Origin of the sequence: Chelativorans multitrophicus (assembly GCF_011317445.1) — a bacterium.
Taxonomy (GTDB): Bacteria; Pseudomonadota; Alphaproteobacteria; order Rhizobiales; family Rhizobiaceae; genus Chelativorans; species Chelativorans multitrophicus.
The window spans coordinates 492,311-507,281 of the sequence record NZ_JAAAPL010000002.1 but is presented as its reverse complement, the minus strand read 5'-3'; the positions used below and the strand labels follow the sequence as shown (position 1 = coordinate 507,281).

Annotated in this window: 14 protein-coding genes; 3 read left to right on the top strand and 11 right to left on the bottom strand. The window is 61.0% G+C overall.

All coding sequences use genetic code 11. From position 1 onward, the window contains the following. Positions 1-36 precede the first annotated feature (36 nt). The gene (locus tag GNP00_RS13180) at positions 37-801 is read right to left on the bottom strand and encodes a methyltransferase family protein (protein ID WP_011580981.1); all 765 of its coding nucleotides are present in this window, start codon (positions 799-801) and stop codon (positions 37-39) included. A gap of 140 nt (positions 802-941) precedes the next feature. Next, positions 942-3,308, bottom strand: coding sequence for a ComEC/Rec2 family competence protein (locus tag GNP00_RS13175; RefSeq protein WP_011580982.1), 2,367 nt, complete (start codon positions 3,306-3,308; stop codon positions 942-944). Positions 3,309-3,429: 121 nt separating this feature from the next. On the opposite strand from GNP00_RS13175, the gene gltX reads away from it, so the two are divergent. Both gltX and gltA read left to right on the top strand, forming a co-directional pair. Further along, a complete protein-coding gene (gene gltX / locus GNP00_RS13170) occupies positions 3,430-4,857 on the top strand; it encodes a glutamate--tRNA ligase (RefSeq protein ID WP_011580983.1) in 1,428 nt (475 codons plus the stop codon). A gap of 170 nt (positions 4,858-5,027) precedes the next feature. After that, a complete protein-coding gene (gene gltA / locus GNP00_RS13165) occupies positions 5,028-6,317 on the top strand; it encodes a citrate synthase (protein WP_011580984.1) in 1,290 nt (429 codons plus the stop codon). Between the two features lie 88 nt (positions 6,318-6,405). Here gltA and GNP00_RS13160 read toward each other — a convergent pair whose 3' ends face one another. The 5 genes from GNP00_RS13160 to GNP00_RS13140 form a co-directional block, all read right to left on the bottom strand. After that, the gene (locus tag GNP00_RS13160; RefSeq protein ID WP_011580985.1) at positions 6,406-7,194 is read right to left on the bottom strand and encodes an ATP12 family chaperone protein; all 789 of its coding nucleotides are present in this window, start codon (positions 7,192-7,194) and stop codon (positions 6,406-6,408) included. A 56-nt stretch (positions 7,195-7,250) separates the two neighbouring features. Then, positions 7,251-8,234 (bottom strand): RluA family pseudouridine synthase, encoded by a 984-nt coding sequence (locus GNP00_RS13155; protein WP_011580986.1) that lies wholly within the window; start codon positions 8,232-8,234, stop codon positions 7,251-7,253. Between the two features lie 30 nt (positions 8,235-8,264). Beyond that, complete coding sequence (gene crcB, locus GNP00_RS13150; protein WP_011580987.1) at positions 8,265-8,642, bottom strand: fluoride efflux transporter CrcB; 378 nt, start codon at positions 8,640-8,642, stop codon at positions 8,265-8,267. Between the two features lie 172 nt (positions 8,643-8,814). Beyond that, positions 8,815-10,137, bottom strand: a complete 1,323-nt coding sequence (locus tag GNP00_RS13145; protein ID WP_011580988.1) for a replication-associated recombination protein A — start codon at positions 10,135-10,137, stop codon at positions 8,815-8,817. Positions 10,138-10,242: 105 nt separating this feature from the next. Next, positions 10,243-11,721 carry a DegQ family serine endoprotease gene (locus GNP00_RS13140; protein WP_011580989.1) on the bottom strand — a complete coding sequence of 493 codons (1,479 nt, stop codon included), beginning with the start codon at positions 11,719-11,721 and terminating at the stop codon, positions 10,243-10,245. A 198-nt stretch (positions 11,722-11,919) separates the two neighbouring features. Here GNP00_RS13140 and GNP00_RS13135 point away from each other — a divergent pair, with 198 nt between their 5' ends. Continuing rightward, a complete protein-coding gene (locus GNP00_RS13135) occupies positions 11,920-12,270 on the top strand; it encodes a DMT family protein (RefSeq protein WP_011580990.1) in 351 nt (116 codons plus the stop codon). Between the two features lie 58 nt (positions 12,271-12,328). On the opposite strand, the gene rplQ is transcribed toward GNP00_RS13135, so the two are convergent. The 4 genes from rplQ to rpsM form a co-directional block, all read right to left on the bottom strand. Next, positions 12,329-12,760 carry a 50S ribosomal protein L17 gene (gene rplQ, locus GNP00_RS13130; protein ID WP_011580991.1) on the bottom strand — a complete coding sequence of 144 codons (432 nt, stop codon included), beginning with the start codon at positions 12,758-12,760 and terminating at the stop codon, positions 12,329-12,331. 42 nt (positions 12,761-12,802) lie between these two features. Then, positions 12,803-13,813, bottom strand: a complete 1,011-nt coding sequence (locus GNP00_RS13125) for a DNA-directed RNA polymerase subunit alpha (protein ID WP_011580992.1) — start codon at positions 13,811-13,813, stop codon at positions 12,803-12,805. Between the two features lie 96 nt (positions 13,814-13,909). Beyond that, a complete protein-coding gene (gene rpsK / locus GNP00_RS13120) occupies positions 13,910-14,299 on the bottom strand; it encodes a 30S ribosomal protein S11 (RefSeq protein ID WP_011580993.1) in 390 nt (129 codons plus the stop codon). A 128-nt stretch (positions 14,300-14,427) separates the two neighbouring features. Further along, positions 14,428-14,796 (bottom strand): 30S ribosomal protein S13, encoded by a 369-nt coding sequence (gene rpsM / locus GNP00_RS13115; protein ID WP_011580994.1) that lies wholly within the window; start codon positions 14,794-14,796, stop codon positions 14,428-14,430. Positions 14,797-14,971 lie beyond the last annotated feature (175 nt).

Sequence of the window (14,971 nt, the reverse complement as noted above, 5' to 3'; positions counted from 1 at the left end):
ACGGGAGCGGGCAGTGAGGGCCTTCCCCGTTCCGGGCTATTCGCGCCCTGAGACGTTGAGGAGTCGCGTCCGCTTTTTCAGCACCATCAGTGTCGTATAGAGGACGCTGCAGACCAGCAGAAGATAGACCCACAGGTAGTCCTCAACCACCCAGATGCTCCAGCTTTCCCGCTTGATGCCGATGTCGAGGATCACTTCTATAAGGAAATAGGCTGCGGCGATGGCAAGTGCGCCGTGATATTCCCGGCGCAGCACGGTTTTCCGTGAGAACGGGAGGGCGGCGGGTTTCCACAATGCGAAATTCGGAATGAATACCGGCGTGCGCGCACTCCAATCGTCATAGATTTTGCCAAAGCGAGCGCTCAGAAATTCTTCTTCGGTCCAAATGATGCGCTCGATATAGAGCCAATAGGCAAGGACGAAGATGGCTACGAGCCACCACACCATGAGCGACACGACCACGCCGAGCATGGCCAGGAAATTGCCAAGATAAAGCGGGTTGCGCACGATCGAATACATGCCCGTGGTATTAAGGACTTCAGCCTTCTGACGCTTCGTCCCCCGCCCAGAGGTCCCGGCCGGTATGAAGCCGATCGTCAGGCAGCGTACGAGGAGGCCCGTGTAAGAAATCGCCATGCAGAAGAAGACCCACGCATGGGATAGCTCCTCACCCATCACATCTTCCGTCTGGACCGTCTGGAAGAAGGCAGGAATGGCAAATGTTAGGAAGGCGAGCGGCAGATAGCTCCGCCACCGGAAGAGAAAGGCACCGTCGCGGCCAAAACGATCCTTAAGCTTCATGGATGAATGCTCAGAATATCCTTGAAAAATTCAGGGACGGTTTCCTTCCCAATCGTGGCATTCGCAAGGCCATCCCGCCCCTTCGAGGGTGGGAAGAATTAAACACATCCTGTTCCCTTACCGGAGGGTAGGTACCGCGACTACCGTTTCGCGGGCGCCAGCTGAGTAGTCTTGAGATTGGACCGCAACCCGCGGGAGGCGCGAGACCAGGCTCTGTGAGCGTGCCATGGGCGCCACGGTTCTCCGATCGCAAAGGTAATCTCGGGGCGCAGAGCCATTCCTTCACGATCGAAATGGATGCTGGCGCTTCCCGAACGCGCCAGATCTCGTTTTGTCAACACCACAGCTTCGCTTGGCCCGCATGGATTCTGCGCCGCCGCGTCATCGATGACGATGAGCGATGCCGATAGACAAACAGTTTCCGCAGCACTTTCGGTCTCGGCGTGCGCCACAAGCGCACCGCTGACGTGACGCGCCATGCAGAGCCCGTCTGCACAGGAGAAGGCCAGTCCCGATACCCAGTCAGCCGCGCTTACCGGTTTTAGCGTAGTCCCGGTATCGAGTGCCCGCATCCAATCATCCGTGGTAAAGGCGTTGGGCCGGGGACGGTTGACTGCCAGTATCCCGTGTTCCCCGCGGACGCCAACGAGACGGGCATCCTCGCTGATAAGAACATCCGGCAATTGTCGTGTCACCAGGAGGGCAAAGCCCAATACGCAAAGCGGCACTGCTATTAGCCTCAGCCGCGTAGTGGAAACAACCAGAATGACGAGTGCGGCCGTGAGCGCGAAAAACGCCGACAAAGGGATCATGCCGACGGCATCGACCGGCGAGCGATCGGAAAACCATTTCGCGATTACGATGACGGCGGTTATCGCCTCCCCCATCGCTTTGAAGAAGATTCCATCCAGGCCAAAGGGCATCGCCAGAATTGCGACAACCGCGGCAGGCATGGCTATTATCGATACGAAGGGAGCGGCCGCCAGATTTGCGGGAAGAGCCAGGGGCGTAACGCGTTGGAAGTGCCAGACGCCGAAGAGTGCCGAGGCTGTGCCCGCGATGAGGGAGGTAGCCGCCATCCCTATGGTGAATCCTATCGCGATGCGCCCGGCCCTATAAGCAAGCGGATAATCCCCTTTGTGACCGGTCCGGCGATGGCGCCGCCATTCGCTCCAGACCGCATAGCCCGCCACCAACGCAGCGGTGGCGGCGAAGGACATTTGGAAACTCGGTCCCACCACCTCGTGCGGTGATAGAATAATGATGATGAGCGCCGCGATCGCCACATTGCGCATGGTGAGTGCCGCCCGATCGAAAATAAGCGCAGCAAGCATCACGGCCAGCATGATGTAGCTGCGTTGGGCCGCCACCGCCGTTCCCGAAAGGAAGAGGTAGAGGGTGCAGAATAGGAGTGCAGCCGTTGCCGCATATTTCTTGACCGGGAAGCGTGAGGAAAATCCCGGGAAAAGCGCTGCACCGGCGCGAAGGATGAACATGACCGTGGCCGCGACCAGGGCCATGTGCAGGCCCGAAATGGAAAGGATATGCGCCAGGCCGGATCGCCGCAGCCATTCGTTAACCTCTTCGGGGATGCCGGGACGGTACCCCGTAATCAGCGCCACGATCACCTCGCCTTCCGCCCCGCCGACATGGGTGCGGATCCTCTCGGCAAGAGCCAGCCTCACCCCCTCGATGGAATGTGCAATTTTCGCAAGGGTTGAGACTTGGCGGTCAGCCTCGATGCGCTCCGGTCCCGTCATGAAGAAGCCGAGAGCGCCGGTTCCAGTGAAGTAACTCACGAAAGAAAAATCATAGCTCCCCGGACGAACCGGACCGGAAGGCGGCATCAGACGCGCCAGCCCTTCCACGATATCGCCTGGCTGCAGTTCGGGCGGCGCTTCTCGAGCGGTCAACCGGACGCGCTCTGGAGCATAGCGAAGTTGCGGCCGCTCCGTTCCCAGAACGTCCAGAATCAGGCGGGCCCGGCCATTCGCCTGATGCTCCACACTGACAACCTGACCGATGACACGCGTGGTAACCTCCGAGCCAAGGACAGCTGTCTGGACGCGCCATGTCTCTATCTTGGCCGCCCCGGCCCCGAGCATAAAGGCCAGCGCCGCGCCTGAACATATGAGCAAGCCCGGCCTTGTTCGAGAGAGCCAGCACACAATGATCAACAGAAGGCTGAGAAGAAGGAGGAGCGGGAAAGCGGGTTCCTCAGGCAGAGCGAAATAGGTCACCACGCCTGCAGCCATCAGAACCGGCAGGCAGAGAAAGGCTGCTCCTCGGCTGTGTTCCCGTGCCAATTCAGATGAAATATGCGCGGAAAGCGAATTGAGGAAACCGCGAAAGGAAACAATGGTCGGGCCGCGCGCCCAGTCGATCTCCCTTCCCCCGTCGTCTTGGTGCGCATCAAGGGCAATCGCGCTGGCGGCGGGAATGTCCCGCCCTGCGGCGCGCTCATAAAAACGCTCGCTTTCGGCCTCAGCCGTCGGTTCGCCCCTCATGCCCCTCTCTTCCCCCGCAGGCGCTTGCGCCTGACCTTGCCTATGCTACATGACGGGCAGCCGATTTCCACCCGCGCCGGCTGTGGCATAAGGCACAGCTTGAACATATCCGGAAAGAACAATGAAAACGCCCGTCATCACTCGCTTTGCGCCCTCGCCCACCGGCTTTCTTCATATAGGCGGCGCCCGCACGGCCCTTTTCAATTGGCTCTATGCACGCCATACCGGGGGCAGGATGCTGTTGAGGATCGAAGACACGGACCGGCAACGCTCCACACCGGAGGCAACCGCCGCGATCCTGGACGGGCTTGCCTGGCTGGGGCTTACCTGGGACGGAGAGCCGATCTCCCAGTTTGCGCGGGCGAGCCGTCATAAGGAGGTGGCCGAGGAACTCGTCGCCCGAGGGCAGGCCTATTATTGCTACTGCTCACCGGAGGAAATCGAGGCCATGCGCGAAAAGGCGCGCGCCGAAGGACGGCCGCCGCGCTACGACGGCACATGGCGTGACAAGGACCCGGCCGAAGCCCCAAGCGGGGTGAAACCGGTGATCCGCATCAAGGCGCCGCTGGAGGGCGAGACGGTCATTCACGATCGCGTGCAGGGCGACGTCCGCTTCCCCAACAAGGATTTGGACGATTTCATCATCCTGCGCTCCGATGGCACGCCGACCTACATGCATGCGGTGGTCGTGGACGATCACGACATGGGGGTCACCCATGTCATTCGCGGCGATGACCATCTCACCAATGCGGCGCGCCAGGCAATCATCTACCGGGCAATGGGCTGGGACATTCCGGTAATGGCTCATATCCCGCTGATCCACGGGCCTGACGGCGGAAAGCTCTCGAAGCGCCATGGTGCGCTTGGCGTCGAAGCCTACCGGGCGATGGGCTACCTCCCCTCGGCCCTATGCAACTATCTCGCGCGTCTTGGCTGGAGCCACGGCGATGATGAAGTGATGACGACCGAGCAGATGATCGAATGGTTCGATATCGACGACGTGAACAAGGGGGCCGCGCGCTTCGACTTCCAGAAAATGGAGGCGCTCAACGGCATCCATATGCGCCAAATGGATGATGAGGCGCTGTTCGGAATTTTTATTGCGACGCTTCCTCACCTGGAGGGAGGGCAAGCCTTTCTGGATAAGCTGGACGAGAAGAGGCGTGGTCAACTTCGCTCGGCCCTTCCCGGCCTGAAAGAAAGAGCCAAGACCCTGTTGGAGCTGTTGGATGGCGCGGGCTTTCTTGTTGCCGAGCGTCCGCTTACCATCGACGATAAGGCGGCCGAACTGCTCGACGGTGATGCTCGAGCCATGCTCGCCACCCTTGCCGAAGAAATGGCAGGGCTTGGCGACTGGACGGCTGAAAGCACCGAAGCGGCCGTGCGCAATTTTGCGGAGAATACCGGCCGCAAGCTGGGCAAGGTGGCCCAGCCGCTGCGGGCGGCGCTCACCGGCCGCACCACTTCGCCCGGCATCTTCGATGTTCTGGCGGTACTCGGGCGCGAAGAATCGCTCGGCCGCATTCGCGACCAAGCGGTTGAAAAATGAGGTCCAGCAAACTGGATATGCTGCGGCGCAACAAAGTGGCCCTGTCAAGCTTGGCAGGGTGTGGCAAATGCGCTAGCTAGAGGCACCTTAAAGCCGTGCTGGCGGTTGCCTGCCGCTTGTCGCGGCGACGACATTCCTGCCCAAGTTTCAAGACAGAGAGGTGATGTGCGATGGCGAATTCGACGGTGACACTTGAACTTGGTGGGAATAGCAGCGAATACCCAGTGCGCCAGGCATCGATCGGACCCGGTGTTTTCGACATTTCGTCCCTCTACAAGCAGACCGGGATGTTTACTTACGATCCCGGCTTTACCTCCACGGCAAGCTGCGAGTCCAAGATCACCTATATCGATGGCGACGAAGGCCTGTTGCTTCACCGCGGCTATCCGATCGACCAGCTCGCCGAGCAAGGCGATTTTCTCGAGGTTTGCTATCTGCTCCTCTACGGGGAACTGCCGACAAAGGCGCAGAAGGAAGACTTCGACCTACGCGTGACCAGGCACACGATGATTCACGAGCAGATGTCGCGCTTCTTCACCGGCTTCCGCCGTGATGCGCACCCGATGGCCGTCATGTGCGGCGTAGTGGGCGCCCTCTCCGCCTTCTACCATGACTCGACGGATATCTCCGACCCGCACCAGCGCATGGTTGCCTCCATCCGCATGATCGCAAAGATGCCGACCATTGCGGCCATGGCTTACAAATACCATATCGGCCAGCCATTCATGTACCCGCGCAACGAGCTCTCCTACGCGGCTAACTTTCTGCACATGTGCTTCGCTGTTCCCTGCGAGGAATATAAGGTCAATCCGGTCCTCGCACGGGCGATGGACCGCATTTTCATCCTGCATGCCGATCACGAGCAGAACGCGTCGACCTCGACGGTGCGGCTTGCAGGCTCCTCGGGCGCCAATCCGTTCGCCTGCATTGCAGCCGGAATTGCTTGCCTATGGGGTCCCGCCCATGGCGGCGCCAATGAGGCCGCGCTCAATATGCTCGCGGAAATCGGCAGTGTGGACCGTATCCCGGAATATATCGCCCGCGCCAAGGACAAGAACGATCCCTTCCGCCTCATGGGCTTCGGTCATCGGGTCTATAAAAACTATGACCCGCGCGCGAAGATCATGCAGAAAACCTGTCATGAAGTGTTGTCGGAGCTTGGCATCAAGGACGACCCGCAGCTCGACATCGCCATGGAGCTCGAGCGCATCGCCCTCACCGACGAATACTTCATCGAGAAGAAGCTCTATCCGAATATCGACTTCTACTCCGGCATCACGCTGAAGGCGCTCGGCTTCCCGACGACCATGTTCACCGTGCTCTTCGCCGTCGCCCGCACGGTTGGCTGGATCGCGCAGTGGAAGGAGATGATCGAGGATCCGCAGCAGAAGATCGGACGTCCGCGCCAGCTCTACACCGGTGCGCCGCAGCGCGATTACGTGCCGATCGCAAAGCGGTGACCCGATTCGCGCTCTGAGATGACAACCTCCTCCGTTCACATTCGAGCGGAGGAGGTTTTTCTTTACAAGCGGTTGAACCGCGACCTTTTTAAGATAGAGCGGCGAGTAGCGCCACTGCGCCCATCATGTCGCGCTTTCGCGCGGCGCGGCGGGCGGAAGCTTCCGCATCCTCGCCCCATTGCGAGATATTCCAGTCCTCGTCCACGTGCGCAGCCTCCCAGGCAGCTTCTGCCTCGATCGCGTGCGCCTCGACGGCCAGCGCAAGGATGGCCGAGCCGGTGAGCGTTGTCATGACGTGGAGTGCGGCGAGCCGCAGCGGGTCGGCGCGAGGCCGCAGATGCGCGCCGACGGCTGCAATGGCCGAGCGCGGCTGCTCCACATGCATCACGCCTTCGGCGAGTATAAACCGGGTGCTGAGCTGGGCCTCGGCCCAATCAAGCACCGGGTCCCAGGCCTCAGCCTGCAGCTGGATCAACCGTTCAGGCGCGTCGGCGCGATAATAGAGAAGATCCGTGGATGCGAAGCGCAAAATGTCTTCCATCACGGCTTGTACATCGGCCGCAACACCGTCGATAGCGGTATTGACCAGCCTCGTGACAGGCATGCTCATCGGATCGATCTGTTCGCCCTGAGCGGCAAACTCCCCGGCGATCAGGCTTGCGGCGGCTTCATTGGGCAAGACCAGCTCAACGCCGGCGGGCGTGCGAACCGCCCTCCCATCCAGCAGAACCTTCCACGCATTGCCCTCTCCGCTCACCTCCACGCGTTCGTAGAACCGCTTCGGCATCGGCTGGCGCATCTGGTTCTGCGCCCGGCGGATCGGATCGGGATCCGAAAATTGCCGCCCATGATCAAGATCGTTCAGAATGTCACGCATGAGGCTTTATATAGGTAAGTGGAAAGGGTCGTCACCCGCATCCAAGGAAATAGGGTTTAGATTTCCTCTTCCGCCGCCGCTTCATTGAAACCAAGCAGGTTCCAGCTCTGCTGCATATGCGGCGGCATCTCGGCGGTCACATCGATGCTGCCGCCGTCGGGATGCGGGATGATGATGCGCCGGGCATGGAGATGGAGCCGGTTTTGAATGCCTCCCGGCAGTTCCCAATTCTGGTCGGCCTCGAAATATTTGGGATCACCGATGATGGGACAGCCGATATGTGCGGCATGTACGCGAAGCTGGTGCATGCGACCGGTAAAGGGCTCCATCACAAGCCAGGAGAGCGCCGTTCCAGCCTGTTCCACAAGCCGGTAGGTCGAGACGGCATGATCTGCTCCCGGCTCTCCATGCTTCGCGATGCGCATTCGGTCGCCATCGGGCGTGGTCTCTCGCACGAGCCAAGTGGAGATGCGACCTTCCGCCTTCTTCGGCACGCCTTTGATAAGCGCCCAATAGATCTTCTTCGTCTCGCGCGCCCGGAATGATTCGGTGAGCTTTACGGCCGCAAGCCGCGTACGCGCGACCACGAGCACGCCTGAAGTATCGCGGTCGAGGCGGTGCACCAGCCGCGGCTTCTCACCGCGTTTGTTGCGCCAGGCCTCCAGCATGCCGTCCACATGGCGGTTGACGCCGGAGCCGCCTTGCACGGCAAGGCCCGCAGGCTTGTTGAAGACGAATACCTTCTCGTCTTCATGGATCAGCATCTGAGAGAGCACCTCCGCGTCGCCGCGGTCGCGCATGGTGCGGATGGTGGCGGGCGCGCCCTTGTGGTCGACGGCGAGCGGCGGCACACGAATCATCTGCCCGGCCTGAACCCGCGTATCGGCTTTGGCGCGGCCGCCATCAACGCGCACCTGGCCGGTGCGAAGCAATTTTTGAAGCTGCCCGAAGCCAAGGCCCGGGTAGTGGGTCTTGAACCAGCGGTCGAGCCGCATCCCGGCCTCGCCGCTATCCACTTCGATTTGTTCTACGCCTGCCATCTCATCACCGTTTCGATGGCGGCAATACCATTACAAAATGCTTCTTGCGAGCCACAATCCGACGAATAGGGCAAGGATCGAGCCTGCCACGCTCGCCAACACGTAGGCCAGCGCCGCCGACTGAGCTCCGCGTTCCCAAAGCACGGCCACATCAAGCGAGAAGGCAGAGAACGTGGTGAATCCACCAAGCATGCCAGGCGCCAGCAGAAGCCGGATCTCGTTGGACACGCTGAACTTGCGGGCAAGTGCCTCCACGAGCAGGCCCATGGCGAAGCTGCCGGCCACGTTGACCGCAAGAGTGCCCCACGGAAAGGCGGTGCCCAGCGCACGGCCCGCGGCAGTCACGGTTAGGTGGCGCATGCCCGCGCCGATGGCGCCGCCGAGGCAAACAAGCATCAGATGATACAAATCCGTTCCCCCTTTGGATTGCCTCAGAAAGGCTGCTGGATTCACGAAGAGCTCTTCTGCCTCTCGCGCTTCTAAACAATATTTGGCCGCTGGTGAGTTGGAATGTTCAGGCACAAACCAAAGAAGCCATTGATACCGGCCAGGGAAGCGATTCGAACATCAGAGATGAAATCTAGTGCTCACCGCCCTGCCTTTCCCGCCTGAGCTTCTTCCAATATTCGAGCCGCTTGCGGATCTCGCGCTCGAATCCGCGATCGGGCGGATTGTAGAAGCTTTGCCTGTCCATGGCTTCGGGAAAATAGTCCTGGCCCGAGAAGGCATCGGGCATATCGTGGTCGTACTGGTAGCCTGAGCCGTAGCCCGTTTCCTTCATGAGCTTCGTCGGCGCATTAAGGATGTGCTTGGGAGGAAGCAGCGAGCCATGCTCCTTTGCCGCCCTCATAGCGGCTTTGAATGCGGTGTAGACGGCATTCGATTTCGGCGCGGTGGCGAGATAGACGCAGGCCTGCGCGAGCGCGAGCTCGCCTTCGGGCGAGCCCAGATAGTCGTAAGCGTCCTTGGCGGCATTGGCGATCACCAGCGCCTGCGGGTCCGCCAAACCGATATCCTCCACCGCCATGCGCACGAGCCGGCGCCCCAAATAAAGCGGATCCTCGCCGGCATCGAACATGCGGCAGAGATAATAGAGCGCGGCGTCCGGATCCGAGCCGCGAACGGACTTGTGCAGCGCGGAAATCAAATTGTAATACCCGTCCTGCCCCTTGTCGTAGATCGGCGCGGGGCGCTGGACGATGCGCTGCAGGGCTTCCGCATCGAACACCTCGCCCTCATTGGCGGCCCGCCAGACCTCTTCTGCAAGCGTCAGCACGGCTCGCCCGTCGCCATCGGCCATGCGCAGCAGCACCGCCCTCGCCTCCTCCGTAAGCGGCAGCTTGCGCCCTTCCGCCTCCTCGGCGCGCTGAAGCAGGTTTTCGAGGCTGTTCGCTTCGAGCGAATGAAAAACGAGCACGCGGGCGCGCGAGAGAAGCGCCGCGTTGAGCTCGAAAGACGGATTTTCCGTCGTCGCGCCCACCAAGACAACAGTGCCGTCCTCCATCACCGGCAGGAAGGAATCCTGCTGCGCGCGGTTGAACCGGTGAATTTCATCGACGAACAGAAGGGTCTGCCGGCCCTGGCTGCGGCGCAGGCGTGCGGCTTCAAAGACTTTCTTGAGGTCGGCCACGCCGGAGAAGATCGCAGAGATCTGCTCGAATGCCATGGAGGTTTCCCCCGCAAGCAGCCGGGCGACTGTAGTCTTCCCGGTGCCAGGAGGTCCCCAGAAAACGAGCGAGCCGAGCGAGCCCGAGCGGATCATGCGCGTGAGCGCCCCCTCAGGGCCCGTCAGGTGCTCCTGGCCCACCACTTCGTCAAGCCGTTTCGGCCGCAGCCGGTCCGCCAGCGGCTTGCCCACTTCGGCCGGAGCGTGAGGCTCACTTCTGTTGAAAAGGTCGCTCATATGCTCACTAGATCGCCATACACCCTTCCGGGCGCGGAGGTGGCGATCCATCTCTTTGTTTCAGCATCGGACTTCTCCAACCGGTATCACTCTCGGTCCGATGCGCTAGAACCGCATCGTCTGCCGGATAATCTGCCCGCCGCGATCAATGGTGAACCGCCACCAGCGGCCATCGGCCTCCGCGAGCGCTTTCATCTGCGCGGCATCGGTGACTTCCTCCCCGTTGAGTTCCCGCACGATATCGCCGGGTCGCAGGCCGATGCTGGCGGCGGGGGAATTGCGCGCCAGATCCGTGATGACAACGCCTTTTCCAGTAACCGGGAGACGCAGGCGCTGGGCGAGCGCCGGCGACACCTCCGCCACCCTGGCGCCGGCAAAGGGCCCTACGCCACCGATCTCGAGCTCCCTGCCATCGCCTTCAGGCGCGCGTTCGACCGGCATGGAAAGCGCCATCTCCTCGCCATTGCGCAGCACCTCCACTTGGGCCGTCTCGCCGATTGGTACGGTGGCGAGGCGGTAATCCAGCGCCTCAGGCGTATCCACAGGCCTGCCGTCCACCGCAACCACAACGTCGCCGCTTTTCAGTCCCGCCTTGGCGGCCGGGCTGTCCGGGGCGATATTGGTGACGAGAGCACCCGCTGGCCTGGCCATGCCGAGCGCCTCGGCGATATTGGGCGTCACCCGATCGAAGCTCGCGCCCAAATAAGGACGCTCGAAGAAGTCCTTACCGTTTTTCGCCGATTCGACCACGGCGCGCACGATGTTCGCCGGAATCGCGAAGCCGATCCCGATCGACCCACCCGAGCGGCTATAGATCGCCGTGTTGATTCCAATCACCTCGCCGGCCATGTTGATGAGCGCACCGCCCGAATTGCCGGGATTGATGGCCGCATCCGTCTGTATGAAGAAGCCGAAGTCGGAAACGCCACCCAAGCTGCGCGCCACGGCCGAGACGATGCCGCTCGTCGTGGTCTGGCCGACGCCGAAGGGGTTGCCGATCGCCAGAACTAGGTCACCGACCTCAAGCGCTTCCGAATCTCCGAGCGCGGCGGCCGGGAAAGGATCCGAGCCTTCGACCTTCAAAACGGCGAGATCGAGCCCTTCATCCTTGAGCAGGATAGTGCTTTCGAATTCCCGTCCGTCGGCGAGTGCGACCTTCACTTCATCCGCCTCGCGGATCACGTGGTAGTTGGTCACCACGATGCCGGAGGCATCGACCAGCACGCCGGAGCCTAATGAGGACTGCACGCGCGGAGGCATTTGCGGAAAATCGAAGAAGCGCTCGAAGAATGGATCTCCCATGAAGGGCGAGCGAGCCTGCACACGCGTCGAGGCATAGACGTTGACAACGGCGGGTGCGACCTGACGAACCAGGGGCGCAAAGGAGAGCTGGATTTCCTGCTGGCTGAAGGGGACGCGGCGCTGGGCCTCGCCGGTCGTCGGCTTGGAAGCGTCTTCGCCGCCGCGCAGGAGCTGCCTCAGCGGATCAAGCAGCGATTCTGCCGGGCGGTCCTGCGCATGGGCCGGCAGTGAAAGCGCACAAAGAACGAAGAGCACGCGAAGAACAAAAAATCTCACTTTCATCGGACTCCCTGGGCCACTGGTTCGCGCATCATCGGATAGGATTGTGCACAAGAAAAGGCCAACGACGCCGGACGAGTGCGCCGCAAAACGGCGGATGATTGCTGTTTTCCAATCGTCTAGATTCCATTTCGGTTTTATCCAGCGAATCATCAAGTCTTCTCATCGCATTTGACCCGTCGGATCTCTTCGAGGACGTCCATGGCCCTGCCTTATCTGGCGCCCATCCTGCTGCTCACAATCTCCAACATCTTCATGACCTTCGCCTGGTATGGCCACCTTAAATTCGGAAGCAAGCCGCTCCTTCTCGTGATCCTGGCGAGCTGGGGCATCGCTTTCATCGAATATTGCTTTGCCGTGCCTGCCAACCGCTACGGCCACGCCGTTTACAGCGCGGCGGAACTGAAGACCATGCAGGAGGTGATCACCCTTTCGGTTTTCGCGGTTTTTTCCGTCTATTATTTGGGCGAGCAGCTCACCATCAACCATGCCGTCGGCTTCGGGCTCATCTGCCTTGGCGCCTTCTTCATCTTCAAGGGGCCAATCGGATAGGCCAAAAGCAAAAGGGGCCCTGAGGCCCCTTCAATTTCTCGACACGAGAGCCGCGAAATCACGCTGCTTCGGCTTCCTCATTGGCAGCTTCTGCCTCGACGCGGGCGCGGTCGGCAGCGCCTTTGACCGACGGATCGCGATCGACGAACTCGATCACGGCCATCGCCGCGTTGTCGCCATGGCGAAAGCCCGCCTTCATGATGCGCGTGTAGCCGCCATTGCGCGAAGCATAGCGCGGGGCGAGCGTATCGAAGAGACGGCGCACCAGGGTTTCGCTGCGAATAGCAGCGATCGCCTGGCGGCGGGCATGGAGGTCGCCGCGCTTGCCAAGCGTGACGAGCTTCTCCACAATCGGACGAAGCTCCTTTGCCTTGGGCAGGGTGGTGACGATCTGCTCATGCTCGATGAGCGAAGCCGCCATATTTGCGAACATGGCCTTGCGGTGGCTAGAGGTCCGGTTGAGCTTGCGGCCGGCTTTACCGTGACGCATGGCTTGTCTCCTTCAATTCCCTGGGCGCGCGGCCCGCCGGGGTCAATACTGGTCTTCGTAGCGCTTGGCGAGCTCTTCGATGTTGTCTGGTGGCCAATCCGGCACTTCCATGCCGAGGTGGAGCCCCATCGAGGCCAGCACTTCCTTGATCTCGTTGAGCGACTTGCGCCCGAAATTCGGCGTGCGCAGCATCTCGGCTTCCGTCTTCTGGATCAGGTCGCCGATATAGACAATGTTGTCGTTCTTGAGGCAGTTGGCGGAACGAACCGAAAGCTCCAGCTCGTCCACTTTCTTGAGCAGCGCCGGATTGAAGGCGAGCTCTGTAACCTGCTCTGCAGGGACTTCCTTCTGCGGCTCCTCGAAATTGACGAAGAGGCCAAGTTGATCCTGCAGGATGCGTGCGGCGAAAGCCACCGCGTCCTCGCCGGTCACCGAGCCATCCGTTTCGATCGTCATGGTCAGCTTGTCATAGTCGAGGACCTGACCCTCACGGGTGTTCTCGACCTTGTAGGAGACCTTCTTGACCGGCGAATAGAGGCTGTCGACGGGAATGAGCCCGATCGGCGCATCCTCGGCGCGGTTGCGGTCGGCCGGGACATAGCCTTTACCCGTGTTGACCGTAAACTCCATCCGGATCTCGGCGCCCTGGTCAAGGGTGCAGATCACATGCTCGGGGTTCAGGATCTCGACATCGCCGACTGTCTGGATGTCACCGGCAGTGACGGCGCCGGGGCCCTGCTTGCGCAAAACCATGCGCTTCGGCCCGTCGCCTTCCATCCTGATGGCGATTTCCTTGATGTTAAGCACGATGTCGGTCACGTCCTCGCGCACGCCGGCGATCGAGGAGAACTCGTGCAGCACACCATCGATCTGCACCGCGGTGACAGCCGCGCCGCGCAGCGACGAAAGCAAAACGCGACGCAGCGCATTGCCAAGGGTAAGGCCAAAGCCGCGCTCGAGCGGCTCGGCCACGAGGTTGGTCTGGGTACGGCCCTTCGACGTGAACTCGATCTTGCTGGGCTTGATCAGTTCCTGCCAGTTTTTCTGGATCATAGTTTTTCCTTCCGTTACCCCGCCACCATCCAATCGTGGCGGGCGTTCTGGAAACCGCAGAGGAGCGCCCGAAGGAGCTCTTACGGCAAACAGGTGTTAAACCCGGCGCTTCTTGCGCGGGCGGCATCCGTTGTGCGGGATTGGGGTCACATCGCGGATGGATGTAATGGTGAAACCGGCCGCCTGCAAGGCGCGCAGCGCCGATTCACGACCGGAGCCCGGTCCGGAAACCTCAACCTCGAGGGTGCGCATGCCATGCTCCTGCGCCTTGCGGGCGCAATCCTCTGCCGCTACCTGAGCGGCGAAGGGGGTGGACTTACGCGAGCCTTTGAAGCCCTGGGCACCGGCAGACGACCAGGCGATCGCATTGCCCTGGGCATCGGTGATGGTGATCATGGTGTTGTTGAAGGTCGAGTTGACATGCGCAACACCCGACGAGATGTTCTTACGTTCACGACGGCGAACGCGTGCGGCTTCCTTGGCCATATTCTTCCTTTCAGTCGATCTCTGCACCGCCGTAATGCCAGCGGCTACACCAAAGAAGCGATTAGGGAGTAGCGAATAGTGAGTAGGGTTATTCCTATTCGCTATTCGCGATCTCGCTATTCGCTCAATTACTTCTTCTTGCCCGCGATCGGCTTCGCAGGCCCCTTCCGCGTGCGCGCATTGGTATGCGTGCGCTGGCCGCGGACCGGCAGCGAACGGCGATGGCGCAGGCCGCGATAGCAGCCAAGATCCATCAGGCGCTTGATGTTCATGGAGACTTCGCGGCGCAGGTCACCCTCGACCTGGTAGTCGCGGTCGATGGCCTCGCGGATCGCAAGAACCTCGGCGTCGGTGAGCTGGTGCACGCGACGATCATCCGGGATGCCGACCTTGGAAGTGATTTCGCGGGCAAGCTTCGGCCCAATGCCGTGAATATATTGAAGCGCGATCACGACGCGCTTGTTTGTCGGGATATTGACGCCGGCTATACGGGCCATCTTCTTCTCCATCTGGGCCGGCACTCACACCGGCGCTGGGTTGGCTCGCGTCCGGTGGAGGCCGGCCCTTGCGAGCATTTTCTTTTCTCAATAACGAAGCCGAGCCAAACAGGCCCGGCCAACAGAGCGTCTCGTTAGGAGATGCGCCGCTATAGTCGATAAAAGGACCAGCGTC